The organism is Nonomuraea sp. NPDC049649, assembly GCF_040675175.1.
Classification (GTDB): Bacteria; Actinomycetota; Actinomycetes; order Streptosporangiales; family Streptosporangiaceae; genus Nonomuraea.
The window spans coordinates 89,320-113,235 of the sequence record NZ_JBFAOH010000020.1; the positions used below are offsets into that span (position 1 = coordinate 89,320).

General features: G+C 72.0%; 23 protein-coding genes. 3 read left to right on the forward strand and 20 right to left on the reverse strand.

Annotated features, from left to right (window positions below; translation table 11 throughout):
* Positions 1-25: 25 nt before the first annotated feature.
* A complete protein-coding gene (locus AB0J42_RS24010; RefSeq protein ID WP_364298030.1) occupies positions 26-454 on the forward strand; it encodes an Lrp/AsnC family transcriptional regulator in 429 nt (142 codons plus the stop codon).
* Here AB0J42_RS24010 and AB0J42_RS24015 read toward each other — a convergent pair.
* From AB0J42_RS24015 to AB0J42_RS24100, 18 genes are all read right to left on the reverse strand, one after another.
* The gene (locus tag AB0J42_RS24015) at positions 438-1,448 is read right to left on the reverse strand and encodes an LLM class flavin-dependent oxidoreductase (protein ID WP_364297956.1); all 1,011 of its coding nucleotides are present in this window, start codon (positions 1,446-1,448) and stop codon (positions 438-440) included. The genes AB0J42_RS24010 and AB0J42_RS24015 overlap by 17 nt on opposite strands.
* Positions 1,445-1,771: a TIGR04076 family protein gene (locus tag AB0J42_RS24020; protein WP_364297958.1), complete on the reverse strand. Its 327-nt coding sequence runs from the start codon at positions 1,769-1,771 to the stop codon at positions 1,445-1,447. Before AB0J42_RS24020 ends, AB0J42_RS24015 begins: the two co-directional genes overlap by 4 nt.
* Complete coding sequence (locus AB0J42_RS24025) at positions 1,768-2,166, reverse strand: DUF4440 domain-containing protein (RefSeq protein ID WP_364297960.1); 399 nt, start codon at positions 2,164-2,166, stop codon at positions 1,768-1,770. Before AB0J42_RS24025 ends, AB0J42_RS24020 begins: the two co-directional genes overlap by 4 nt.
* Positions 2,163-3,461: an amidohydrolase family protein gene (locus AB0J42_RS24030; protein ID WP_364297962.1), complete on the reverse strand. Its 1,299-nt coding sequence runs from the start codon at positions 3,459-3,461 to the stop codon at positions 2,163-2,165. The genes AB0J42_RS24025 and AB0J42_RS24030 overlap by 4 nt, the downstream gene beginning before the upstream one ends.
* On the reverse strand, positions 3,458-5,155 hold the full coding sequence (locus AB0J42_RS24035) for a hydantoinase B/oxoprolinase family protein (protein WP_364297964.1): 1,698 nt from the start codon (positions 5,153-5,155) through the stop codon (positions 3,458-3,460). The genes AB0J42_RS24030 and AB0J42_RS24035 overlap by 4 nt, the downstream gene beginning before the upstream one ends.
* On the reverse strand, positions 5,148-6,845 hold the full coding sequence (locus AB0J42_RS24040; protein WP_364297966.1) for a hydantoinase B/oxoprolinase family protein: 1,698 nt from the start codon (positions 6,843-6,845) through the stop codon (positions 5,148-5,150). The genes AB0J42_RS24035 and AB0J42_RS24040 overlap by 8 nt, the downstream gene beginning before the upstream one ends.
* On the reverse strand, positions 6,842-8,905 hold the full coding sequence (locus tag AB0J42_RS24045) for a hydantoinase/oxoprolinase family protein (protein ID WP_364297968.1): 2,064 nt from the start codon (positions 8,903-8,905) through the stop codon (positions 6,842-6,844). The genes AB0J42_RS24040 and AB0J42_RS24045 overlap by 4 nt, the downstream gene beginning before the upstream one ends.
* Entirely contained in the window at positions 8,902-10,746 is a 1,845-nt protein-coding gene (locus AB0J42_RS24050; RefSeq protein ID WP_364297970.1) for an ABC transporter ATP-binding protein, read from the reverse strand. Before AB0J42_RS24050 ends, AB0J42_RS24045 begins: the two co-directional genes overlap by 4 nt.
* Positions 10,743-11,606, reverse strand: a complete 864-nt coding sequence (locus tag AB0J42_RS24055; RefSeq protein WP_364297972.1) for an ABC transporter permease — start codon at positions 11,604-11,606, stop codon at positions 10,743-10,745. Before AB0J42_RS24055 ends, AB0J42_RS24050 begins: the two co-directional genes overlap by 4 nt.
* Entirely contained in the window at positions 11,606-12,616 is a 1,011-nt protein-coding gene (locus AB0J42_RS24060) for an ABC transporter permease (protein WP_364297974.1), read from the reverse strand. The genes AB0J42_RS24055 and AB0J42_RS24060 overlap by 1 nt, the downstream gene beginning before the upstream one ends.
* A gap of 2 nt (positions 12,617-12,618) precedes the next feature.
* On the reverse strand, positions 12,619-14,262 hold the full coding sequence (locus AB0J42_RS24065) for an ABC transporter substrate-binding protein (RefSeq protein WP_364297976.1): 1,644 nt from the start codon (positions 14,260-14,262) through the stop codon (positions 12,619-12,621).
* Positions 14,263-14,479: 217 nt separating this feature from the next.
* The gene (locus tag AB0J42_RS24070; RefSeq protein WP_364297978.1) at positions 14,480-15,010 is read right to left on the reverse strand and encodes a gluconokinase; all 531 of its coding nucleotides are present in this window, start codon (positions 15,008-15,010) and stop codon (positions 14,480-14,482) included.
* Positions 15,000-16,226 carry a D-mannonate dehydratase ManD gene (gene manD / locus AB0J42_RS24075; RefSeq protein WP_364297980.1) on the reverse strand — a complete coding sequence of 409 codons (1,227 nt, stop codon included), beginning with the start codon at positions 16,224-16,226 and terminating at the stop codon, positions 15,000-15,002. Before manD ends, AB0J42_RS24070 begins: the two co-directional genes overlap by 11 nt.
* Before the next feature lie 23 nt (positions 16,227-16,249).
* On the reverse strand, positions 16,250-16,897 hold the full coding sequence (locus AB0J42_RS24080; protein ID WP_364297982.1) for a bifunctional 4-hydroxy-2-oxoglutarate aldolase/2-dehydro-3-deoxy-phosphogluconate aldolase: 648 nt from the start codon (positions 16,895-16,897) through the stop codon (positions 16,250-16,252).
* Positions 16,898-16,902: 5 nt separating this feature from the next.
* Positions 16,903-18,051, reverse strand: a complete 1,149-nt coding sequence (gene dgoD, locus AB0J42_RS24085; protein WP_364297984.1) for a galactonate dehydratase — start codon at positions 18,049-18,051, stop codon at positions 16,903-16,905.
* 6 nt (positions 18,052-18,057) lie between these two features.
* Complete coding sequence (locus AB0J42_RS24090; RefSeq protein ID WP_364297986.1) at positions 18,058-18,873, reverse strand: carbohydrate ABC transporter permease; 816 nt, start codon at positions 18,871-18,873, stop codon at positions 18,058-18,060.
* Entirely contained in the window at positions 18,870-19,802 is a 933-nt protein-coding gene (locus AB0J42_RS24095; protein WP_364297988.1) for a sugar ABC transporter permease, read from the reverse strand. The genes AB0J42_RS24090 and AB0J42_RS24095 overlap by 4 nt, the downstream gene beginning before the upstream one ends.
* Before the next feature lie 60 nt (positions 19,803-19,862).
* Positions 19,863-21,110 (reverse strand): sugar ABC transporter substrate-binding protein, encoded by a 1,248-nt coding sequence (locus tag AB0J42_RS24100; protein WP_364297990.1) that lies wholly within the window; start codon positions 21,108-21,110, stop codon positions 19,863-19,865.
* Positions 21,111-21,285: 175 nt separating this feature from the next.
* On the opposite strand from AB0J42_RS24100, the gene AB0J42_RS24105 reads away from it, so the two are divergent.
* Positions 21,286-22,053 carry an FCD domain-containing protein gene (locus AB0J42_RS24105; RefSeq protein WP_364297992.1) on the forward strand — a complete coding sequence of 256 codons (768 nt, stop codon included), beginning with the start codon at positions 21,286-21,288 and terminating at the stop codon, positions 22,051-22,053.
* Here AB0J42_RS24105 and AB0J42_RS24110 read toward each other — a convergent pair.
* Together AB0J42_RS24110 and AB0J42_RS24115 are read right to left on the reverse strand one after the other, a co-directional pair.
* A complete protein-coding gene (locus AB0J42_RS24110) occupies positions 22,046-22,510 on the reverse strand; it encodes a TspO/MBR family protein (protein ID WP_364297994.1) in 465 nt (154 codons plus the stop codon). The two genes, AB0J42_RS24105 and AB0J42_RS24110, sit on opposite strands and share 8 nt — an antisense overlap.
* Before the next feature lie 157 nt (positions 22,511-22,667).
* Positions 22,668-23,705 carry an alcohol dehydrogenase catalytic domain-containing protein gene (locus tag AB0J42_RS24115; protein WP_364297996.1) on the reverse strand — a complete coding sequence of 346 codons (1,038 nt, stop codon included), beginning with the start codon at positions 23,703-23,705 and terminating at the stop codon, positions 22,668-22,670.
* Between the two features lie 18 nt (positions 23,706-23,723).
* Between AB0J42_RS24115 and AB0J42_RS24120 the strand changes: the two genes are divergently transcribed.
* A complete protein-coding gene (locus AB0J42_RS24120; protein WP_364297998.1) occupies positions 23,724-23,894 on the forward strand; it encodes a hypothetical protein in 171 nt (56 codons plus the stop codon).
* Positions 23,895-23,916 lie beyond the last annotated feature (22 nt).

The following is a 23,916-nucleotide window of genomic DNA, read 5'->3' on the forward strand; positions in this document are numbered from 1 at the left end:
TGAACGGGTGGGTGCCGTGGACGCGATGGACTGGGCGATCCTCAACGAGCTGCAGGCCGACGCCAGGCTCTCCTTCAGCGAGCTGTCGCGGCGGGTGCACCTGTCGGCCCCGGCGGTGGCCGAGCGGGTGCGCAGGCTGGAGGAGACCGGCGTGATCTCGGGCTACCACGCCCACGTGGACCTGGCACGGGCCGGGCGCACGGTGCGGGCGCTGATCCGGATGTCCTGTTACGGGGCGCGCTGCGTGCTGCGCCAGGAGGAGGTGCTGGAGCAGCCGGAGATCGTGCAGGTGTACCGGGTGACGGGTGACACGTGCTGCCTGCTGGTGGTCGCGCTGGAGTCGATGGCGGACTTCGAGCGGCTGATCGACCGGCTGGCCCAGTACGGGCGGCCGTCGAGCACGATGGTGCTGTCCAGCCCGGTGCCGTGGCGCCCGGTCAGCGAGCTGTCCTGAGCATCGGCACGATCTCCCGCCCGATCAGCGTCACCCCCCGTTCGTCGGTGAGCCCGTGCGGGGTGCCGAACTCGACCCGGCGCACGCCCGCGTCGATCAGCCGCCGTGCCTGCTCGGCCACCTGCTCGGGCGTGCCGGAGAAGGCGAACAGGTCGAGCAGGTCGTCCGGGATGAGCCGGGCCGCCTCGTCGTGGCGGCCGGCCGCGGTCTCGGTCCTGACCCGGGCCAGCAGGTCGGCCGGTACGTTCGCGGTCGGGTCCAGCTCGGCCACCACGGCGAGATACATGGCGACCTCGCGGCGGGCCCGGGCGCGGGCGGCGGCGCCGTCGGGGTCCACGACGGTGACCGCGCCGAGCACGATCCCGATGTCGTCGACGGACCGTCCGGCCTGCTCGGCCCCCACGCGGAGCCGTTCCCGGATCACCGGCACCATCGCCGGGTTGGCGCTGCCGCCGACCTTGATCTCGTCGGCGATCCGTCCGGCGAGCGCCGCGCCGCGCTCGCCCCAGGCGCCGATGAGCAGCGGCGGCCGGGGACGCTGGACGGGGTAGCGCAGCGCGGTGCCGGGCGCCAGGCTGAACACCTCGCCCTGGAAGCCCGAGGTGGAGCCGCCGAGCAGCCGGTAGACGACCTCGGCGCACTCGGCCAGCGTCGTCAGCGGGCGCGGCTGCTCCAGCCCGACCTCGCCCAGCCAGGTGCCGCGGGCCAGTCCCAGGTAGGCCCGACCGCCGGAGGCCAGGTCGAGCGAGGCGAGCTGGCCCGCGATCTCGTAGGGGGCCAGGGAGTAGGGGTTGAGACAGGCCGGCCCGAGCCGTACCCGGGAGGTCGCGGCGGCCATCTCCAGCAGCGGGAAGATCGGCGGCTGGTACATGAGGTCGCCGAACACCGACACCACGTCGATGCCGTGCTCCTCGGCGATGCGGGCCAGCCGGGCGTAGTCGCCCGCCCGCTTGTCGCTCTGCAGGCCGATGCCGATCTCGAAGTCGCGTCTCATGTCAGCTCCGCGGAGTTCATCGGGCGGCGCCGGACGCGCTCCACCCGCATCGTCAGCCGCTCCTCGGGGTCCGGGCAGCAGAACAGCGTGTCACGTTCCAGCCAGTCGCCGGGGCCGAGGTCGCGCTGCTTGGCCGCCAGGAAGGGCAGGACGGAGGCCAGCGCCCAGACGCAGAAGTGCTTCCCGTCGGGGATCTTCAGGTGGGCGCTGTTCTCCAGCTCGAAGTAGTCGCCGACGGCCATGCCGCAGACCGAGCGGCCCTCGATCGAGTCGACGGTGACCCGCAGGTCGTAGATCTCCATGTCGTGGTCGCTCGCGGTCATGCTCCCTCACTCAGCAGTTCGGCGTGGTGGTGGGCGATCAGCCAGCGGCCGTCCGTGTGCCGGAGCACGTCGGTGACCCGGGAGTGCTGGACGGGCCCGTTGCGCGGCTCGGCCACCAGGACGTACCGGGCGACGCCCACCTCTCCCCAGACGTCGATCCGCTTGTCGCGGGCGGTCAGCGTGTCCAGGACGGGGCGGTGGCCGGCGGCGTCCCGGGCGTCGCGGTAGGCGTCCAGCTCGGCGCGGGTGCGCAGCGGGCCGGGCAGGTGGGTCTCCCACGTGGTCACGTCGGGGTGCAGGTGCCCGTCGAAGCGGGCGCGGTCGCCGGCGAGGAACGCCGCGTACATGTCGTCGATGGCGGCGGCGATGGCCGCCGCTGCTTCGGACCGGCTCACGAGGCCTCCTCTTCTGTACGGACGACGCGCCCGCCCTTCATGACCCAGCGGACCCCCCGGAACGCCGAGGCGCCGGCGAGGGGGTCCTCGTCCATCGCGATCAGGTCGGCGTACCGGCCGGGCTCCACGGTGCCGAGCTCGTTCTCGGCGCGCAGCCAGCGGGCCGGGCCGAGGGTGGCGGCGTAGAGCGCGCGGGCGGGGCCGATCACCTCGGCCATGTGCTCCAGCTCGCGCACGGTCGCGTTGGTGCCCTCGAACGGCCAGAACGGCGGCATGTCGCTGCCGAGCAGCACCTCCACCCCGGCCTCGACCGCGGCGGCGAAGCTCTCCAGGTGCTCGGGACCGGCGCCGAGCGAGCGGCGCTGCATCCACTCGGGCACGCCCAGCTCGTCGAAGAACTCCTTGCACCGGGTGACCAGCAGGGTGGGCACCAGCGCGGTGCCGCGGGCGGCCATCTGGGCGGCCACCTCGGGGGTGAGCTGGTAGCCGTGCTCCACGCAGTCCAGGCCCAGCTCGACGGCCTGGGCGATGACGGCGGCGGGACCGGCGTGGGCGGTGACCTTGCGGCCCCAGGCGTGCGCGGTCTCGATGGCCGCCGCCATCTCGTCGGCGAACAGCTGCGGCGTGTCGATCGCCTCGTGCTCCCCCGCGATACCCCCCGAGATCATCACCTTGATGAGGTCGGCGCCCGCCTTGAGCTGCGCCCGGACCCCGCGCCGGAACCCGTCGGCTCCGTCGCACTCCAGCGTGTCGCTGCCCGCGTGGCCGTGCCCGCCGGTGCAGGCCAGGGCGCGCCCGGCGGTGAAGATCCGCGGCCCCGGCACCCGGCCCGCCTCGATGGCGCGCCGCAGCGCGAAGTCCGCGTGGTCCTTCTCTGCCACGCACCGCACGGTGGTCACGCCGCACTCCAGCGTGCGGCGCGCGCCGTCGGCCATGTAGAGGGCGAGCTCGTACGGGTTCATGTCCATGATCCGGTCACCGGCGCTGCCGGGCAGGGACAGGGACAGGTGGGTGTGCATGTTGACCAGGCCGGGGGTGACGTAGGCGCCGCCGAGGTCGACCAGGGTCACGTCCGGCAGGTCCGCGGCGGCGGCGAGGATCTCCCGCCGGGCGCCGACGCGGGCGATGCGGTCGCCCTGGACGAGAATGCCGGCGTCCTCGACGGGGCTCGCCCCTTCGGCGGCCCGGCCGTCGGCCACGGTGCAGCCGGTGATCACGACCGCCTGCCCCGCCTGGCCGCCCGGTCCTGCGGGCGGGTGTTCGGCGTGCGGACCCGTCGCGTTGGGGTTGTTCATCGAATCTCCTTCAGCGTGGGGCGCGGTGGCGCCGCCGAGCCGTAGACGTCGCGGGCGGCCTCGGCCGAGACGTAGCCCTCGGCCACGTCCCGGCGGACCGCCTCCGGGTCGCGGTCGCGCGGGTCGCCGTGCCCGCCGCCGCCCGCCGTCAGCAGCGTCACCCGGTCCCCCGGCTCCACCCGCACCCGCTTGGTGCTGACCCGGGCCTCGCGGTCGGTGCCGGGGAAGACGATCACCTGGTTCGGGTCGGGCTCCTGCCCGCCCGCCAGCGCCCACGGCCGCGACCGGGTCTTCTTGATCACGGACAGGAACTCGCCCGGCGTGGTGAACCGGATGTCCCGCCGCAACCCGACGCCGCCGCGGTGACGGCCCGCGCCGCCGGAGTCCGTACGCATCTCCAGGCGTTCGAAGAACATCCCGGTCCGCGCCTCCAGGACCTCGACGGGGGTGTTCCTGGCCTGGGTCTGGGCCGGGTGGTTGGCCGGGCCGATGCCGTCGTGGTCCGGGGTGGCGCCCCAGCCCACGGCGTCGTTGTTGCTGACGGCGAAGAACTGCCCGGTGTCGGGGTGGGTGCCGACCATCATGAAGCCGGGCACGTCGCCGCCGGACGAGGCGGGCAGCCGGTCCGGCATGCCCTGCGCCAGCGCCTTGTAGATCAGCTCCAGCGCGACCGTGCCCGTCCACTGGGTGAACGTGGCCGCCGGGTAGGTGGCGTGGAAGATCGTGCCGGGTTCGGCCCGGACCTCCAGCGGGGCGAAGTGGCCCGCGTTGGTCTCCTCGAACGGGGTGGTGACGGCCTTGAACGCGACCCGGCAGGTGGCGATGGTGGCACCGAGCGGGAGGTTCACCGGCCCCCGGGTCATCCCGGCCGAACCGGCGAAGTCGACGGTGAAGCGCCCGTCCGCGACTGTGACGGTGACCCGCATCCTGACCGGGTCGTCGGTGATGCCGTCGTCGTCCAGCCAGTCCTCGGCCGTCCAGGTGCCCTGCGGCAGGGCGGCGACGGCGTCCGCGGCCGACCGGGCGGCGGCCTCGACGGCCCGGTCCGCGGCGGCGGTGACCACGGGGGTGCCGTAGCGGGCGTGCAGGGCGGCCAGGCGGCGCTCGCCGGTGCGCAGCGCGGCGACCTGGGCGTGCAGGTCACCGATCACCAGGTCCGGCATCCGCGAGTTGAACCGGATCAGCTCATGGATCTCCCGCACCGGCTCACCCCGGGAGAACACCTTCGTACCCGGAAAAATCAACCCTTCCTGGTGCATGTCCGTGGAATCCAGGACATAGCCAGGATCCTTCGCCCCCAGGTCCATCCAGTGCGCCCGCACGCACACGAAGCCCAGCAGCTCCGCGTCCCCGTACACCGGGGCGAACAGGGTCGCGTCGTAGGAGTGGGCCGCGTTCCAGTACGGATAGTTCAGCAGCACGACATCCCCGGGGTGCAGGTTCTCCCGCCCGACGTACTCCACGCCCTTGCGGATGGAGTAGTCGTTGGCGCCCAGGAACCGGCTGAGCCCGGTCGCCTCGGCCAGCAACCGCAGGTTCGCGTCGTACACGGAGATCCCGTAGTCGCGCACCTCGTAGATGACCGGGTTGAACGAGGTGCGCTCCAGGGTGGCCCGCATCTCCTCGGCGACGGCGACCAGGTGGCAGCGCACCACCTCAGACGTGGCGCCGTCCAGGAGGAGAGGCTCAGACATCGGTCACGCCGTAGACGTCGCGGGCGGCCTCGGCCGAGACGTAGCCCTCGGCCACATCGCGGCGGACCGCCTCCGGATCGCGGTCGCGCGGGTCGCCGTGCCCGCCTCCGCCCGCCGTCAGCAGCGTCACCCGGTCCCCCGGCTCCACCCGCACCCGCTTGGTGCTGACCCGGGCCTCGCGGTCGGTGCCGGGGAACACGATCACCTGGTTGGGGTCGGGCTCCTGCCCGCCCGCCAGCGCCCACGGCCGCGACCGGGTCTTCTTGATCACGGACAGGAACTCGCCCGGCGTGGTGAACCGGATGTCCCGCCGCAACCCGACGCCGCCGCGGTGACGGCCCGCGCCGCCGGAGTCCGTACGCATCTCCAGGCGTTCGAAGAACATCCCGGTCCGCGCCTCCAGGACCTCGATCGGGGTGGTGCGCCCGGCGCTGCCGGAGATGTGGGTGGCCGCGTTCATGCCGTCGTGGTCCGGGGTGGCGCCCCAGCCGACCAGGTCGTTGTTGCTGACGGCGAAGAGCTGGCCGGTGTCGGGGTGGGTGCCGACCATCATGAAGCCGGGCACGTCGCCGCCGGACGAGGCGGGCACCCGGTCCGGCATCCCCTGCGCCAGCGCCTTGAGGATGAGCTCGACCGCCACGATGCCGGTCCACAGCGTGAACGTGGGCTGCGGGTAGACGGCGTGGAAGAGCGTCCCCGGCTCGGCGCGGACCTCCAGCGGCACCGTGGTGCCGTGGTTGGAGGGCTCGTCGGGCGAGGTCAGCGCCTTGAGGACGACCTTGCAGATCGCGATGGTGGCGCCGAACGGCATGTTGATCGGGCCGGGGGTGGCGGGGGCGGAGCCGTCGAAGTCGACGGTGAAGCGCCCGTCCGCGACCGTGACGGTGACCCGCATCTTGACCGGGTCCTCGCTGATGCCGTCGTCGTCGAGCCAGTCCTCGGCCGTCCAGGTGCCCTGCGGCAGGGCGGCGAGGGCGGCGCGGGTGCGGGCCTCGCCGTCCTCGATCATGCGCTGGACGGCGGCGTCCACGGTGGGGCGGCCGAACTTCTCCAGGATCTCCAGCAGCCGCCGCTCGCCGGTGCGCAGCGCGGCGACCTGGGCGTGCAGGTCGCCGATCACCAGGTCAGGCATCCGCGAGTTGAAGCGGATCAGCTCATGGATCTCCCGCACCGGCTCACCCCGGGAGAACACCTTCGTACCCGGAAAAATCAACCCTTCCTGGTGCATGTCCGTGGAATCCAGGACATATCCAGGATCCTTCGCCCCCAGGTCCATCCAGTGCGCCCGCACGCACAGGAACCCGACCAGCGTGCCGTCCGCCTCCGGGTCCGCGGGGTCCGGCTGGAACACCGGGGCGAACAGGGTCGCGTCGTAGGAGTGGGCCGCGTTCCAGTACGGGTAGTTCAGCAGCACCACGTCCCCGCGGTGCAGGTTCTCCCGCCCCACGTACTCCACGCCCTTGGCCAGCGAGAAGTCGTTCGCCCCCAGGAAGAACGTCAGCCCCGTCGCCTCGGCGATCAGCCGCAGGTCCGCGTCGTACATCGACAGGCCGAAGTCGTGCACCTCGTAGATGACCGGGTTGAACGAGGTGCGGATCAGCGTGGCCCGCATCTCCTCGGCGGCGGCCAGCAGGTAGCTCCGGACGACCTCCGCCGTCGCGCCGTCCAGCCGTACGTCCGACTCACTCATGACCGCGCCTCCGGAGTGAGAGTGATCAGCAGATGACCGAACGGGTCCACCTGGACGCGCTGCCCGGAGTGGACGACCGTGGTGGAGGTGCCCTCGTCGATCAGCACAGGGCCGTCGAGGACGTCGCCCGGCTCCAGCTTGGACCGGTCGTACACGGCGAAACCGGTCACCGTCCGGGTCCCGAAGTCGTAGGCGTCCCGCTGCCCCGCGCGGGCCCGGGCGGGGTCGCCGTCGCCGGGGGCGTGCCGGGGCAGGTCCGGCTTCTCGATGCGGCCGACGCCGCGGACCCGCAGATTCACGATCTGCAGCCGGTTGTCCATGACGTGCCCGTACCGGGCGTGGTGCAGCTCCTCGAACGCGGCCCGCACCGCGTCCGGGTCGAGGCCGCGGCCGACCGGGACCGTCAGCGAGTGCTCCTGGCCGAGATAGCGCACCTCCAGGGCACGTTCCAGCACGGCCTGCCCGGCGGGGATCCCCTGCGCCGCGAGCGAGGCCGCCGCCTCGGACTCGGCCTCGGTGAACGCCGACTCCAGCGCGCCCAGGTCGGCGTCGTCCAGCGTGGTCATGACCGTACGGGAGACGTCGTCCACGATGTCGGCCGCGAGCATGCCCCACGCGGAGAACCCGGACGGCGCGAACGGGACGATCACCTCGGGGATGCCCATCTCGCGGGCCAGGAGCGGCGCCAGCATCGGCCCGGCGCCGCCGTAGGCCAGCAGCGAGAACCCCCGCGGGTCGTGTCCCCGCTCGACGGTGATCTGCCGGACCGCGCCGACCGTCCGGGCCAGCAGCACGTCGAAGATCCCGGCCGCGGCCGCCTCGACGCCGAGGCCGAGCGGCTCGGCGATCTGCTCGCGCAGCGCGTCCCGGGCCGCCGCGTCGTGCAGGCGCATGTCGCCGCCGAGGAACCGGTCCGGGTCGACGTAGCCGAGGGTGACGGCGGCGTCGGTGACGGTCGGCCGGGTGCCGCCGCGGCCGTAGCAGACGGGCCCGGGGTCGGCGCCGGCGCTCTGCGGGCCGACCTTGAGCAGGCCGCGGTCCAGGTGCGCGACCGAGCCGCCGCCCGCGCCGATGGTGCGGATGTCGTAGGCGGGGATGAGCAGCGGGAAGTGCTCCAGCTTGGCCTCGAACGCCGCCACCGGCGCGCCCCGCTCGATCACGCAGGTGTCGAGTGACGTGCCGCCGATGTCGAAGGTCAGCAGGTTGTCGCGGCCGAGCGCGGCGGCGAGGTACGCGGCGCCGACGATGCCGCCGGCCGGGCCGGAGAGCACCGTGTGCATGGGCGAGGTCTTGGCCGCGCCCGAGGTCATCGACCCGCCGCCGGACCGCATGATCAGGAACCGGCCGCCGAAGCCGTCCCCGGCCAGGCCCGACTCCAGGCGGTCCACGTAGCGCTCGAAGATGGGCCGGATGTAGGCGTCCAGGACGGTGGTGCTGGTCCGCTCGTACTCGCGGTACTCGCGCACGATGTCCGTCGAGACCGAGACGGTGACCTGCGGGTACGCCTCGCGGATGATCTCCGCGGCCCGCCTCTCGTGCTCGGGGTTGAGGTAGGAGTGCAGGAAGCAGACCGCGATCGTGCGGACCCCCTGCTCCTCGACCAGGACGCGGGCGGCCTCCCGCACGCCGTCCGAGTCCAGCTCCTCCACCACGCGGCCCCGGTAGTCGAGCCTGCCGCGCACCCCGATCGTGGCGGCGCGGCGGACCAGGCTCTCCGGCCGCTGGTACTGGAAGTCGTACATGTGGTCCGGCGGCACGTTGCCCCGGCCCAGCAGGAAGATGTCGCGGAAGCCCTCGTTGGCGATGATGCCGGTGGTCTCGCCGCGCCGTTCCAGCACCGCGTTCAGCCCGAGCGTGGTGCCGTGGATGAACAGCTCCACCTCGCGCAGGTCGGTGCCGAGCAGCTCGACGGCGGTGAGCACGCCCTCCCACGGGCGGGCCGGGGTGGTCGGCGCCTTGCGGAACCGGACCGCGTGCGTGCGCGTGTCCAGTTCCATGGCGTCGACGAAGGTGCCGCCGATGTCGACGGCCAGCCTGATCGCGGGCATGGGATCTGTCACCTCTCTGCTCCATGAAGGTCGGGGAGCTCGCCGGCGCGGCGGCAGGCCACGCGGACGCCGCCCAGGGGCCGCAGCTCCTGCTCCTCGGCGCGGCAGGCGTCCTCGGCGAACGGGCAGCGCGGCGCGAGCGCGCACCCGCCGCCGGGGGCGGCCTCGTCTGGGTCCCTGGTCAGGTGCACCCGGCCGGTCTCCTCCGGGCCGGTGAGCGTGGGCGCGGCGGCGAGCAGCGCCATCGTGTACGGGTGCCTCGGGCGGGCGAAGACCTCCTCGACCGGGCCCTCCTCGACGATCCGGCCCAGGTAGAGCACCACCACCCGGTCGCAGAAGCCGCGCACGGTGGCCAGGTCGTGCGAGATGAACACCGAGCCCCGGCCGCGCTCGGCCGTCACCTCGCCGATCACCTTGAGGATCTGCGCCTGTACGGTCACGTCCAGCGCGGAGGTGGGCTCGTCGAAGACGATCAGGTCGGGCTCGCCGGCCAGCGCCCTGGCGATGCCGACCCGCTGCGCCTGGCCGCCGGAGAGCTCGTGCGGGCGCCGGTCCGCGTACGACCCGTCCAGGCCCATCCGCTCCAGCACGGCGGCGACCCGCCCGGCCCGTTCCGCCGCCCCCATCCCGGCGGCACGCAGCGGCTCGGCCACCGCGTCGGCCACGGTCCGGCGGGGGCTGAGCGACCCGATCGGATCCTGGAACACGAGCTGAGCCCTGCGGCGCAGCTCCCGCAGCTTCCGCCCCCGCAACCGAGCCGGATCCTGCCCCACGAGGGTGACCGTCCCCCGCGCCGGCGTGATCAGCCCCAGCATGAGCCGGGCGAGCGTGCTCTTCCCGCTCCCGCTCTCGCCCACTACCCCGACGGTCTCCCCCGCCCGCACGGTCAGGCTGACACCCCGCAGCGCGTGGTGCCCGCCCGCGCCGAACCGGCTCCCGTACACCACATGCGCGTCCTCGACCCGTACGACCTCGTCTCCAGCCTCCGGAGCCGCAGGCGCGCGGCCGGGGTCCCCAGGGCGGGAACCCGCAGAAGAGGCTCCGGAGTCCTCCGGACCCGTGAGGGGGCGGTAGGCGGCGGGCTTGTTGGGGTCGGGGACGGCGGCGAGGAGGGCGCGGGTGTAGGGGTGGGCGGGGGCGGTGAGGAGGCCGGCGGTGGGGCCGTGCTCGACGACGGAGCCGGCGTTGAGGACGATCAGGCGGTCGCAGATGCGGGCGATGGAGGCCAGGTCGTGGGAGATGAGCAGGACGCCGCGGTCCTCGTCGTCGGCCGCCGCGCGGAAGCGGCGCAGGATCTCGCGGGTGAGGGTGACGTCCAGGCCGGTGGTGGGCTCGTCGGCGATGAGCAGGCCGGGGGCGCACCCGGTGGCGAGGGAGATCATGACGCGCTGGGCCTGGCCGCCGGAGAGCTCGTGCGGGTAGGCGGTGAACCGCCGCGCGGCCGAGCGGATGCCGACGCTCTCGAACAGCGCGACCGCCGCCTCGCGCGCCCCGGCGGCGTCCATGCCCTGGTGGGTGATCAGGCGGTCGGTGAGCTGGCGGCCGACGCTCCGGGTGGGGCTGAGGGCGCCGCGCGGGTTCTGGAAGCAGATCGCCGCGCCCGCGCCGCGGTGCGCCGCCAGTTCGGCGGCGTCCATCGTGAGGACGTCCCGGCCGCCGAAGAGGACCTGGCCGGTGGCGCGGGCGCCCCGCGGCAGGAGCCCGACGACCGATCGGGCGATCATGCTCTTGCCGCCGCCGCTCTCCCCCACCAGCCCGACGACCTCGCCGCGCGCGACGGTGAGGTCCACGCCGGCGAGTGCCCGTACGGACCCGATGGCGACCTTGAGGTCACGGATGTCGAGCAGGGTCATCGCCTGACCCCCGCCCGCTCCTGCAGCCCCTCGCCGAGGAGGCTGAACCCGAGGACGCTGACCAGCAGCATCAGGCCGGGCGGCACCGAGGTCCACCAGCGCCCGGCGACCACGTCCGCCGCGCCGAGACTGATCATGGCACCCCATTCCGCCGTGGGCACGGTGACGCCGAGGCCGAGGAAGGAGAGCCCGGCCAGGGTGAGCATGGCCCAGCCGCAGTTGAGCGGGGCGATGACCCGTACCGGGGTGAGGCTGTTGGGCAGCACGTGCCGCCAGAGCGTCCCCAGGCCGGACGATCCGGACGTACGGGACGCCTCCACGAACGGCATCTCGCGCACCGTACGGACCTCGGCCCTGACCAGGCGGGCGTAGGCGGGCGCGTTGACCAGGGCGATCACCAGGATCAGCTCGGGGGCGCCGCCCCCGAGCAGGGCCGCGACCGCCAGCGCCAGGATGAACGCGGGGAACGCCTGGAACACGTCCAGGAACCGCATGAGCACGTCGTCGACCAGCCCGCCCCGGTACCCGGCGACGACCCCGAGCAGCGTGCCGAGCACCACGGCCAGTGCCACGGAGGCGACGGCGACGCCCAGGTCGAGGCGGCCGGCGTGCAGCACCCGGCTGAGGATGTCCATGCCGTTGACGTCGGTGCCCAGCGGGTGCGCCCCGCCGGGCGCGGCCAGCGCGGCCGCCGCGTCGATCTCCTCGGGACCCCAGCGGACCAGCAGCGGCCCGGCCAGGACGGCGAGCAGGACCAGGCCCAGGAGCACCGACCCGGCCCAGATCAGGGTGGTGGCGAAGCCGCGGTCCGCGGCGGCGCGGGGCGCGCGGGTCTCCGCCGCGGTCGTCAGGTCGGCCATCAGATCCTCACTCTCGGGTCGAGGACGGCTTGCACCACGTCGGCGACCAGGAAGATCAGCGTGTAGCAGAGCGCGATCACCACGACGGACGCCTGCACCACCGGGTAGTCGCGGAACAGCAGCCCGCGCAGCGCCCACTGCCCGAAGCCCTGCCAGGAGAAGACGTACTCCACCAGCACGGTCGAGCCCATCGCGAACCCGAACACCAGCGCCGCCAGCGCGGGCAGCCGCACCAGCGCGGCGCGGGCGAGGTAGCCGCGCAGCAGCGTGCGTTCCGGCAGGCCGTGCGCGGCGGCGGCCTGGTACGCCTCCGAGCCCAGCACCTCCAGCGCCGAGGCCCGGACGCTGCGCAGCAGCGGCGCCACGATGACGATGACCATGGTCGCCACCGGCAGCACCAGATGCCCGGCGGCCGAGGCGAAGGCCGGGCCGTTGCCGGTGAGCGCCGCGTCCAGCAGGTCGGCGCCGGTGATCAGCGACAGGTTCGTGTCGGGGTCGACCCTGCCGCTGGGCGCCGGTACCCAGCCGAGCCAGCTGTAGACGACCAGGATCAGCACCAGGCCGAGCCAGAACTCCGGCAGCGAGTTGCCCACCAGGGCGAGCACCCGCAGCGTGTGGTCCCCGGCCCGCCCGGCGCGGCGCGCGGACCAGATGCCGAGCACGGTGGCCAGCAGCGTGGCGATCGTCACGGCGATCACCACCAGTTCCAGCGTGGGCCCGAGGCGGACCGCCATCTCGCCCAGCACCGCCTGGCCGCTCTGGATGGAGACGCCCAGGTCGCCGGTGAACAGCCCGCCCAGGTAGTCCAGGAACTGCTCCCCCATCGGCTTGTCCAGCCCGTACCGGGCGCGGGCGGCCGCCGCGTCGGCCTCGGTGGCGTTGGGGCCGAGGATCGTCCGGATCGGGTCGCCGGGCAGCACGCGGACCAGCACGAACGTCACCACGATGACGCCGAGGAGCACGGGGACCGCCTGGAGCAGACGCCGCGCGGTGAATCGGGCGATCCGCACAGCTAGGCCCTGGTCAGGTAGCGCAGGCGGGCCAGGCCGTCCATCGGCTGGACCCAGCCGGCGACGTCCTCGCGCACGGGCAGGGTGAAGTCGGGCTGGCAGATGATCGCCCACGGCACGTCGTCGGCGAGGATCTCCTGCACCCGGGCCCAGAGCTTGAGCCGCTCGGCCTCCTCCACCGTGGTGTGCGACCGCTCGAAGATCTCCTCGATCTCGTCGTTGACGTAGTTGGAGTAGTTCAGGCTGGCGCCCTTGGTGAAGCTGGTGCCGAGCATGTACTCGACGTCGTTGACCCAGAGCTGCCCCGCGGTGAGCTGCAGCGGGATGTTCTTCTTCTCGCGGCGCTCGCCGAGGGTCGCCGGGTCCAGCGGGACGAGTTCGAGCTCGATGCCGGCCTTCCTGGCCTCGCTCTGCACGAGGATGGCGATCTGCTGCTGCTCGGCGTTGTCGGCCTCGAAGACCAGCTCGGAGCTGATCGACGTCTTGCCGGCCTCGGCCAGCAGCGCCCTGGCCTTGTCCAGGTCGTGGGTGTAGGGGTAGCCGGTGTCGAGGTAGCCGGGCATGTCCAGCGGCACCAGGCTCTTGGCCGGGCGGGCGTCACCGCCGTACACGTTGGCGATGATCTGCTCGTACGGGACGGCGCAGGCCAGCGCCCGGCGCACCTTGACGTCGTCGAAGGGCTCGGCGGTGACCGACATCTGGATGGCCACCTGGTTGTTGCTGGGCGCGGTGAGCACCTTGATGCCCTTGGCGTCCTTCAGGTCGGCGGCGTCGCGGCGGCTCATGCCGAGGGCGATGTCGATGTCGCCCGCCTCCAGCTGGAGGCGCTGGTTGGCGGCGGAGGAGACGACGGTGAGGCGGATGCTCGTGCGGGCCGGGTCCTCGCCGGGGTAGCCGGGGTTCGGGGTGAGCTCGATCTCCTGGCCCTGGATGGCCTTGGAGACCTCGAAGTAGCCGCCGGTCGGCGGGTTCTTGGCGAACCACTCCTTGGCCCAGGGGTCGGCGTCGGTGGCGTGCTTCTTGGCCTCGACAGAGTCGAAGACGTAGAGCGAGATGGCCTGGATCTGCCGGGTGAGCGCGCTGGGGAAGTCCTGGTGGAACTCGACCGTGTAGTCGTCGACCACCTTGACCTGGCCGGGGTCGGTCAGCCCGATGAGCCGGTAGATGCCGGCGACGTTGGCCTGGGCGGCGAACGCCCGGTCCTTGGACCACTTGACGTCGGCGGCGGTCATCTCGTTGCCGCTGGCGAACTTGACGCCCTTGCGCAGCTTGAGGGTCCAGACCTTGTTGTCGGCGTCCGGCTCGAACGACTCGGCGAAGGTGGGGGTGATGTTCTCGGTGTCGAGGATCGGCGCGCCGCCGACGTCCTTCACGCCGTAGTCGATCATGTACGGGAAGACGTTCTTGAACAGCATCAGCGCGGTGACGTCGAAGCCGACGAAGTCCTGGTCCCAGCTGCTGACGTAGCCGTTCACGGCGATGCGCAGCGCGCCGCCCCCGCCCGCGGGCGGCTGTCCCGCGGGCTGCTCTCCTCCCTTGGTCCCTGCGGCGCACCCGGCGGCGAGCAGCAGCGCCACGCCGCCGCCGAGACGCAGCGCCGTCCTGCGCGACAGCGGGGTGTCGACCGCGCGTGACAATCCGGCCATGGGTCCTCCTGGGGACACGGAAGAGAGGGCGTGTTCAGTCGGGCCCGCTGTTCAGTGAACGCTCTGGAGGGTCTGTTCACTGGTCAGCGGCCCGCCTATCTCACACGTTCTATCGGCAACCGGGCAATAAGGACAAGTTTGTTCAGGGATTTTCACCTGAGCAGAACACGTCACTTCGGTCACACGACAGGTCCCGCAGGAGGGGGACGGTCCCCGGCTACCCCGGCGAGCGCAGGCTGAGCCGGTCGATCGCCAGGGCCGCCAGCGCGGCCGGCGGCAGCTCGGCCGGCAGCGTGATCCCGGACTCGTCCGCGCCGAGGGGCTCCAGGATCGCCTGCTGCGAGTCGAGGAGGTCGGCCGGCATGTAGTGGCCGGTGCGGCGCGTCAGCCGGTCTCTTATGAGCTCCGAGTCCCCGTCGAGGTGGACGAACTCCACGTCCGGCGGCCCCTGCCGCAGCACGTCCCGGTAGGAGCGCTTCAGCGCCGAGCAGGCCAGTATCGTCGAGACGCCCTCGGCGTGCCGGGCGGCCATCCAGCCGGCCAGGTCGCGCAGCCACGGCCAGCGGTCCGCGTCGTCCAGCGGGATGCCGGCGCGCATCCGCGCCACGTTCTCCTCGGTGTGGAAGTCGTCCGCCTCGGCGAAGCGCAGCCCGGTCAGCTCGCTGATCGCCAGGGCGACGGTCGTCTTGCCCACGCCCGACACGCCCATCACCACGATGTGCCGGGTGGGCGGCCGGTCACCAGTCATGGACGGTGCCGTCCTTGAGGCGGCTGAACGGCAGGTAGGCCTGCTGGTACGGGAAGCGCGCCGCGGCCTCCTCGTCGAGCTCCACGCCGAGCCCGGGCTGCTCGCCCGGGTGCAGGTAGCCGTCGGTGAAGGTGAACGACTGCCGGAACACCTCGTTCGTGGCCGCGCCGTGCCGCATGTACTCCTGGATGCCGAAGTTGTGGATCGCCAGGTCCAGGTGGAGCGCGGCGGCCATGCCGACGGGAGAGATGTCGGTCGGGCCGTGGATGCCGGACTTGATCTGGTACTGCGCCGCGTAGTCGAGCAGCTTGCGCATCGCCGTGATCCCGCCGGTGTGGGTGACGGCCGAGCGGACGTAGTCGATGAGCTGCTCGCTGATCAGCGTCTGGTAGTCCCAGACGGTGTTGAACACCTCGCCGATCGCCAGCGGGGTGGTGGTGTGCTGCCGGACGAGGCGCAGCGCCTCCTGGTTCTCCGCCGGGGTGCAGTCCTCCAGCCAGAACAGGTCGTACGGTTCGAGCTCCTTGCCGAGCTTGGCCGCCTGGATCGGGGTCATCCGGTGGTGGCCGTCGTGCAGCAGCGGCAGCTCGGGGCCGAACTCGTTGCGCACCGCCTCGAAGACGCCGGGCAGGTGACGCAGGTAGGCGCGGGTGTCCCAGTCCTCCTCGGCGGGCAGCGGGGCGCGCCGGGCCGGTTCGTAGTCGTACCGGAGCCCGTCGGTGGACTGGGCGGCGACCCCGTACACGGCGTTGACGCCCGGCACGGAGGTCTGCACCCGGATCGACCGGTAGCCCTGCTCCAGGTGCTGGCGGATGGAGTCGAACAGCTCGGGCAGGTCACGGCCGGAGGCGTGCCCGTACGCCATGATCCCGTTCCGGGAGGCGCCGCCGAGCAGCTGGTAGAGCGGCATCCCGGCGGCCTTGGCCTTGATGTCCCAGAGCGCCACGTCCACGGCGGCGATGGCGGCCATCGTGACCGGCCCCCGGCGCCAGTACGCCGAGCGGTAGAGGAACTGCCAGGTGTCCTCGATGCGGTGCGGGTCCCGTCCGATCAGCAGCGGGACGACGTGGTCGGCCAGGTACGAGGCGACCGCGAGCTCCCTCCCGTTGAGCGTGCCGTCGCCCAGCCCGGTGATCCCCTCGTCCGTCGTGATCTTGAGGGTGACGAAGTTGCGGTCGGGGCTGGTGACGATGACGTCCGCAGCAGTGATCTTCACGTGATGCCTTTCTCGGTGGAGGGCTACGACGTGGCGGTCAGGAAGGCGCGTGCCCGTTCCCGCAGGGCGTCCAGGTCTCCGCCGGAGGCCGCGTCGCCGACCAGCGGCCCGCCGACGCCCGCGGCGATCGCGCCGGCGGCGAGATACTCGGGCAGCTCGGCCAGGCCCACACCGCCGACGGCGACGAACGGGAGACGCGGGAACGGCTGCCGCAGCGCCTTGATGTAGGCCGGGCCGGCCAGTGAGGCGGGGAAGACCTTCACCGCGTCGGCGCCCAGGCGGACCGCGGTGTGCGCCTCGGTCGGGGTGAGCGCGCCGGCCGCGACCGGCAGCCCCCGCCGCACCGCCGCGCCGACGGACTCGACGACGGCGGGGGTGACGGCGAACTGCGCGCCCGCCGCCGCCACGTCCGCGACGTCGGACTCGGTGAGCACGGTGCCGGCGCCGACCAGCGCACCGGCCGGGGCGGCGGCCCGCAGCTCGGCGATGGCGTCCAGCGCGCCCGGAGTGGTCAGGGACACCTCGATGACGCGGACGCCCTCGCCGAGCAGCGCGGCCCCGGCCGCGACGGCGGGGCCCGTACCGCTGCCGCGGATGATCGCCAGGAGCCGGGCGCCGGCGAGGACGCCGATGAAGTCGGAGGTCGTGTCTGAGGTCGTGTCTGAGGTCAAAGAGGTCACCATTCCGCGAAGGAGCCGTCCCGGTGCCGCCAGACGGGGCTGCGCCAGGCGTGCCCGCGCTCGGCGGCGGCCCGGACCGCCCGCTCGTCCACCTCGATGCCCAGGCCGGGCCCGGTGAGCCGCTCGACGTAGCCGTCCACGAAGGTCAGCGGCTTCTTGTCGAGGCAGTAGTCGAGCACGTCCGCGCCGAGGTTGTAGTGGATGCCCAGGCTCTGCTCCTGGATCAGGTAGTTGGGCGTGGCGAACCCCACCTGGAGGCAGGCCGCCAGCGCGATCGGGCCGAGCGGGCAGTGCGGCGCCAGCTGCACGTCGTACACCTCGGCGAGCGCGGCGATCTTGCGCACCTCGGTGATGCCGCCGGCGTGCGAGAGGTCCGGCTGGGCGACCGCGATGCCCGCCTGGAGGACGGGCAGGAACTCCTGCCGGCTGTAGAGCCGCTCCCCCGTCGACACCGGGATGGTGGTCGAGCGGACGAACTCGCCGATGAGGTGCGAGTTCTCCGGTACGACCGGCTCCTCCAGGAACAGCGGCCGGTACGGCTCCAGCAGCGGCGCCACCCGGCGCGCGCTGGCGAGGGTGAACCGCCCGTGCAGGTCGACGGCGACGTCCCGGCTGTCGCCCAGCACCTCGCGGGCGGCGGCCACCCGGGCGACCACCCCGTCCAGCTCGGCGACCGACGCGACCGGGCTCATCCGCCCGGAGGCGTTCATCTTCACCGCGGTCAGCCCGGCCTCGACCTGGGCGGCGACGTGGTCGCGCACCTCGCCCGGCTCGTCGCCGCCGACCCACCCGTACACCCGGATGCGGTCGCGAACCGGGCCGCCGAGCAGCTGGTGCACCGGGGCGCCGAAGTGCTTGCCCGCGATGTCCCAGAGCGCCTGGTCGAGGCCCGCCACGGCGCTGGCCAGGATCGGCCCGCCCCGGTAGAACGAACCCTTGGTGAGCACCTGCCAGTGGTCCTCGATGCGCAGCGCGTCCTTGCCCACCAGCAGCTCGGCGAGCTGGTCCACGGCGGTGCGGACGGTCTCGGAGCGTCCCTCGCAGGTGGCCTCGCCCCAGCCGACGATCCCGGAGACGGTCTCCAGCCGGACGAACAGCCAGCGGGGGGCGACGAGGAACGTCTCGACGCGTGCGATGGTCGTCATCCGGCATCAGCCCTTCGTCGCGCCGGCGGTGAGACCGGAGACCACGTACTTCTGCACGAACAGCGCGATCACCATGATCGGCAGGGTGACCACGGTGGTCGCGGCCATCAGGCCGCCCCAGTCGATGCTGGCGTAGCCGACGAAGTCGAAGATCGCCACGGGCAGGGTCTTGGTGTTCGCGTCGGAGAGCACCAGCGCGAACATGAAGTTGTTCCAGGAGAAGATGAACGACAGGATCCCGGCGGTGGCGATGCCCGGCACCGACAGCGGCAGCGTGATCCGGCGGAACGCGCCGATGTGGGTCAGCCCGTCGACCAGCGCCGCCTCCTCCAGCTCAGTCGGCAGGCTGTCGAAGTAGCCCATCATGATGTAGACCACCAGCGGCAGCGAGACGAACATGTGGCTGATGATCAGCACCTCGTAGCCGCCGACCATCCGCAGGTTGGAGAAGACGTAGTACCAGGGCACCAGGAGCGAGACGCCGGGGATGATCCGGGCCATCAGCACCACCAGCGCCGACTTGCGCATGTTGAACCGGCTCATCGAGTACGCGGCCGGCAGCCCGAGGATCAGCGACGCCACCGTGGCGACGAACGCCACCCAGAAGCTGTTGAAGATGAACTGGATGTAGTTCGCCTGCTGGAGCACCTTGCCGTAGTTGTCCAGGGTGGGCGAGAAGGCCAGGGCCTTGCTGGAGTCGTAGATGTCGACGTTGGTCTTGAGCGACGCGGCGACCATCCAGACCAGCGGCGCGACCAGCGAGAGCACCACGACGGTGAGCGCCACCACCCGGAACACCCGGTAGGCGAGACTGGGCTTCATGCCCGCTCCTCCTTGCTGCGCCGGGCGGTCAGGGCCCACATGGCCCCGATGATGATCAGGAAGAAGAGGATGAGGACGGTGGAGGAGACGCCGTACTTGTTGTAGTCGAAGCTGAGCCCGTAGGCGTACACGTTCAGGGTCTCCACCTCGTGGAACGAACCGCCGCCGCGGCCCTTGGTGGCGTAGAGGATGTCGAAGGTCTTCAGCGCGTCGATGCCGCGCAGCAGGATCGCCACGGTCACCGTGGGCATCAGCAGCGGCAGGGTGACGTGCCGGAAGCGCTGCCAGGTGCTGGCGCCGTCGATCCGGGCCGCCTCCTGCGGCTCCTCCGACAGCGAGGTGAGCCCGGCGAGCAGGATCAGCACCACCATCGGCGTCCACTGCCACACGTCGATGAAGATCGTGGTGGGCAGGGCGGTGTGCTCACCGGCCAGCCACGGCTGCGGCCCGATGCCGAACCAGCCGAGCACCTGGTTGGCCATGCCGATGTTGGGGTCGAAGATGAGCCGCCACATCATGCCGACCGCGACCGGGGTGGCGACGAGCGGCAGCAGGATCGCGACCCTTACCCACTTCTGCCCTTTGAACGGCCGCCAGAGCAGCAGCGCGATGGCCATCCCGAGGACCATCTCGAACAGCAGCGCGGCGCCGGTGAACGTGGCGGTCCGCCCGACGGCGGGCCAGAACCGGTCGGTGTCGGTGAGCACGGAGATGTAGTTCCGCAGGCCGATGAACTCGCTGTCGGCCCGCACGGACCCCTCGGAGTCGGTCAGGCTCAGGTAGACGGTCCAGGCCAGGGGGAAGACGAGCAGGCCGGCGACGAAGGTCATCGCGGGCGCGGCGAACAGCCATTTGCGGTGGTCGTTGGCCCAGCGCGCCCAGCCGGGGGTGAGGGGGGCGCCCCGCTGGGCTTCGGTGGTGGTTGCCATGGGGTCTCCAGGGGTGAACGGGTGGCGGGCGTCCGGGCCCGCCACCCGCGCGTGCCGCTCTTACTCGGCCTCGTCGTCCAGGAACTTCTGGAAGGCCGTGTGGGCCGCGTCGGCGGAGGCGGCGGCGTCCTTGCCGGTGATCGCGTCGACGATCGGCTGGCCGACGATCTCGCGGGCCTCGGCCACCTTCACCACCACCGGCCGGTCATAGCCGACGCCGTTCTCGGTGCTCTCCGAGATGGCCTTGGCCAGGTCCTCCGGGAAGTCCGAGATGCCCTCGGGGTCGGACCAGGCGGAGGTGCGGGCGCCCGGCACGCCGGACTTCTGCTGCTCGAGCGTCTGCTCCTTGCTGGTCGCCCACTCGATGAACTTCCAGGCGTTCTCCGTGTTCTCGGAGGCGTCGTTGATGCCCAGCGCCCACGACGGGACGTTGTACGGCTTGGAGCCCGCCGGGCCCGCCGGGAACGGCGCGAAGCCGACCTGGTCGGAGACCTTGGACTTGTCCGGTTCGGTGGCGTTCTTGTAGAGCGAGTTCGCCTCGGTGTAGAAGGCGGCCTTGCCCTGGGTGAAGATCGCCATCGCCTCGGGCCAGCTCATGTCGGTGCTGACGTTGGCGGGGCCGTAGTCCCTGATCAGCTCGCCGTAGTAGGCGTAGGCCTGCTTGGCGGCGTCGCTGTTGACCGCGGACTTGCCGCTCTCGTCGATGAAGTCGCCGCCGAAGCTGTAGAGGAAGCTGGAGAACTGGGTGACGGCCGCCGACTTGCCGGTACGGGCGACGAAGCCGGCGATGTCCGGCTCCACCTCCTTGATCTTGGCGGCGGCGGCCTTCAGCTCGTCGAGGGTCGCCGGCGGGGCGCTCAGCCCGGCCTTCTCCAGCAGGTCCTTACGGTAGTAGAGGACCTCCTGCTCGGTGATGATCGGGACACCGACCGGCTTGCCCTCGTACGTGGTGGCCTGCACCGGGCCACCCTGGAAGTCGCTGAAGTCCCAGCTCTCGGACTTCACGTGCTCCGTGAGGTCGGCCAGGTACTTGTTCCTGGCGAAGAGCTTGCCCTCCTGCAGAGGGCGGTACATCATCACGTCGATGTCGGCCGAACCGGCGTTGAGCTTGACGTTGTACTGGTCGGAGAGCTGGTCCTCGCCGAGCTGGGTGACCTCGACCTTGAGCCCGGTCTGCTGCTCGAACTCGGGCAGCGCCGCCTTGATGTTCTCCGTCCACACGTGGTTGGCCAGGGTGACCCTGACCGTGTCGCTCGAGCCGCCACCGTCGCCGCCGCCGCACGCGGTCAGGCTCATGGCGACTGCCACGGCCAGAGATGTACCGATTATCGATCGACGTCGCACGTCATCTCGCCTTTCTGGCATGGCCGCCGGCCCCCGGCAGGGCGCCACACACACTGCTAAACATCTGCTTAGTGCCGGGATGCTAGGGCAATAAAGCAGATTTATTCAACCCCTGGTAGTGACTGATATGCTTTGTGATGTGATTCAGTCCTCTCCAGGGGGCGAGCCCACCCAACAGTCCCTTGCCGAGGCCGGACTGCACGCACAGGTCCTCGATCAGCTCGGCACCGCCATCTGCAACGGCGACCTGGCCCCGGGTGCCGTCCTGAGCATCGACGACCTGATCGACCGCTACCAGGTCTCACGTTCGGTGATCCGCGAAGTGCTGCGCGTGCTCGCCTCGATGGGCCTCATCGAGACCCGGCGCCGCGTCGGCATCATGATCCAGCCGCCCGAGGCGTGGAGCGTCTTCGACCCGCAGGTGATCCGCTGGCGGCTCGCCTCCGACCACCGGATGGCGCAGATGCGCTCGATCACCGAGCTGCGGACCGCGATCGAGCCGCACGCCGCCTGGCTGGCCGCCCAGCGGATCGACGGCGACGAAGCGAGCGAGCTGGTCGGGCTGACGGCCAAGATGTGGGCCGCGGGCAAGGCCGGCGACGAAGCCCGCTTCCTCAGCCTCGACATCGACTTCCACCGGCGGGTGCTGATCGCGTCGGGCAACGAGATGTTCGCCAAGCTGCAACTGATCGTCGCCGAGGTGCTGGCCGGACGCCACCACTACCACCTCATGCCGCACTACCCGCACGAGCACGCGCTGCAGCTCCACATCGACGTCGCCCAGGCCCTCCAGCGCGGCGACGGCGAGCGGGCCCGCGAGGCCATGGTCGCGATCATGGAGCAGGGCTTCGCCGAGATGCGGTCCATGTGGGAGCGCTCCGCCGAGCCCTTCGACGCCTCTAGTTGAGCTGCCAGATCGCGAAGTTCAGCGCCGCCGCGTAGGTCACCCAGAGCAGGTACGGGACCAGCAGCAGCGCCGCCACCCGGCTGATCCGCCAGAACAGCACGACGGTGGCGACGATCAGCAGCCACAGCAGCACGATCTCGGCGAACGCCGCCCCGCGCAGCCCGGCCCCGAAGAACAGCGGCGTCCAGGCGGCGTTCGCCACCAGCTGCGCCCCGTACACCAGAAAGGCCGCCCGGTCCCGCCTTCGTATCCAGGCCAGCCACCCGGAAACGGCGATCATGAGGTAGAGAACCGTCCAGACGGGCCCGAACAACCCCTGCGGCGGCGCCCACCCCGGACGCCGCAACGACACGTACGCACCGCCCGAATCCGTCGCCGCCAGCGACCCGGCGACGGCCACCAGCGCGACGACCGCGACGAACACGAGCAGTGCCATCCACTTCCGCGTGCCTGCCATGATCCGCCGCTACCCCGCCAGAGCCCGCCGATGCCTCGACGGCGGCAGGCGTCAACGCAGCAGCCTCGCCGGCCCTCCTGGCGTCACACATCACCTGCGGGCGGTCAGAACGGGCCGCGCCTGCCTCTCATGATCCGCCGCCACCCCGAGGTGGACGTCACCTGCCGGTGGTGAGGACCATGCGGTAGCGGGCCTGGCCGGACATCATCCGGTCGTAGGCCGCCTGGACGTCGTCCAGCGGACGGACCTCGATCATGGCGCGGACACCGGTCAGGGCCGCGAAGCGGAGCGTCTCCTCGACGTCGCGCGCCGTCCCGGACGGGTGGCCGTGCACGGTCCGGCCCGCCGAGATGAGCTGGAACGGGCTGACCTCGATGGGTTCCGGCGTGGCCCCGACCACGATCAGCTCGCCGTTGTGGCTCAGCCCGTCGATGACGGCGCTCATCGCTGCGGAGCTGGCTGCCGTGGCCAGCACGGCCTTCGCCCCGCCGAGGGCCTGCAATTGCCCGGCCACGTCGCCGGCGGTGCTGTCGACGTAGTGGTGGGCGCCCAGCTTCCTGGCCTCCTCTTCCTTGCCGGTGCCCCGCGCGACGGCCACGGTCTCGAACCCGAGCTTGGCGGCGAACTGCACGCCGAGGTGGCCGAGCCCGCCCAGGCCGAGCACCGCGACCAGGTCGCCCGGCCCGGCCACGCTCCGCCGCAGCGCGTTGAACGTGGTCACCCCGGCGCAGCCCATCGGCGCCGCCTCGGCGGCGGTGAACTCGTCCGGGATGCGGGCGAGTGCGGACACGGGGACGACCACGGACTCGGCGTAGCCGCCCGGGTAGGCCCAGCCGGGCACCTGGAGGCGCACGCAGTGGATGAAGTCGCCCTCACGACAGGGCACGCAGGTGCCGCAGTGACCGCCGAACCAGCCGACGGCCACCCGGTCGCCGGTGCTCCAGTCCTCGACGCCGTCGCCGAGCGCGTCGATGCGCCCGGCGATCTCGTGCCCGGTCACCAGCGGGAACGACACGCCGGGGAAGCCCGCGCCGACAATCGCCGCGTCGGTGCGGCACACGCCGCAGGCCTCGACAGTCACACGGACGTGGGCGGGACCCGGCTCGGGCAGTTCGCGCTCGACCACGCTGAACGGCCCGCCGGCCTCGGCGACCTCGGCCGCCCGGAACGTCTTGGTGAACGTTGCAGTGGACATCTGAGACCCCTTCCCGAGGTGAGAGAGCCGGAACCGATCCCCGGCGACCCCGGCCAGGCGCTCTGCGTCTACCTGGCCGAGCCCGGCTCCCCCACCGCCGGGGCGCTGCGGCTGCTGAGCAGCCGCGCCGCGTCCCGTACTCCGCCGCGCCCTCGTGATCGGCCGGGTCTCGAAGTGAGCCTCCTGTGACGGCTGAGGTCTCCTAGGATCA

Bases quoted from the DNA above. Each gene is read 5' to 3' on its own strand.
- AB0J42_RS24010 (WP_364298030.1), top strand. From the start codon at position 26: ATGGACTGGGCGATCCTCAACGAGCTGCAGGCCGACGCCAGGCTCTCC.
- AB0J42_RS24015 (WP_364297956.1), bottom strand. From the start codon at position 1,448: ATGAGACGCGACTTCGAGATCGGCATCGGCCTGCAGAGCGACAAGCGG.
- AB0J42_RS24020 (WP_364297958.1), bottom strand. From the start codon at position 1,771: ATGACCGCGAGCGACCACGACATGGAGATCTACGACCTGCGGGTCACC.
- AB0J42_RS24030 (WP_364297962.1), bottom strand. From the start codon at position 3,461: ATGAACAACCCCAACGCGACGGGTCCGCACGCCGAACACCCGCCCGCA.
- AB0J42_RS24035 (WP_364297964.1), bottom strand. From the start codon at position 5,155: ATGTCTGAGCCTCTCCTCCTGGACGGCGCCACGTCTGAGGTGGTGCGC.
- AB0J42_RS24040 (WP_364297966.1), bottom strand. From the start codon at position 6,845: ATGAGTGAGTCGGACGTACGGCTGGACGGCGCGACGGCGGAGGTCGTC.
- AB0J42_RS24050 (WP_364297970.1), bottom strand. From the start codon at position 10,746: ATGACCCTGCTCGACATCCGTGACCTCAAGGTCGCCATCGGGTCCGTA.
- AB0J42_RS24055 (WP_364297972.1), bottom strand. From the start codon at position 11,606: ATGGCCGACCTGACGACCGCGGCGGAGACCCGCGCGCCCCGCGCCGCC.
- AB0J42_RS24065 (WP_364297976.1), bottom strand. From the start codon at position 14,262: ATGGCCGGATTGTCACGCGCGGTCGACACCCCGCTGTCGCGCAGGACG.
- AB0J42_RS24070 (WP_364297978.1), bottom strand. From the start codon at position 15,010: ATGACTGGTGACCGGCCGCCCACCCGGCACATCGTGGTGATGGGCGTG.
- dgoD (WP_364297984.1), bottom strand. From the start codon at position 18,051: ATGACGACCATCGCACGCGTCGAGACGTTCCTCGTCGCCCCCCGCTGG.
- AB0J42_RS24090 (WP_364297986.1), bottom strand. From the start codon at position 18,873: ATGAAGCCCAGTCTCGCCTACCGGGTGTTCCGGGTGGTGGCGCTCACC.
- AB0J42_RS24095 (WP_364297988.1), bottom strand. From the start codon at position 19,802: ATGGCAACCACCACCGAAGCCCAGCGGGGCGCCCCCCTCACCCCCGGC.
- AB0J42_RS24110 (WP_364297994.1), bottom strand. From the start codon at position 22,510: ATGGCAGGCACGCGGAAGTGGATGGCACTGCTCGTGTTCGTCGCGGTC.
- AB0J42_RS24115 (WP_364297996.1), bottom strand. From the start codon at position 23,705: ATGTCCACTGCAACGTTCACCAAGACGTTCCGGGCGGCCGAGGTCGCC.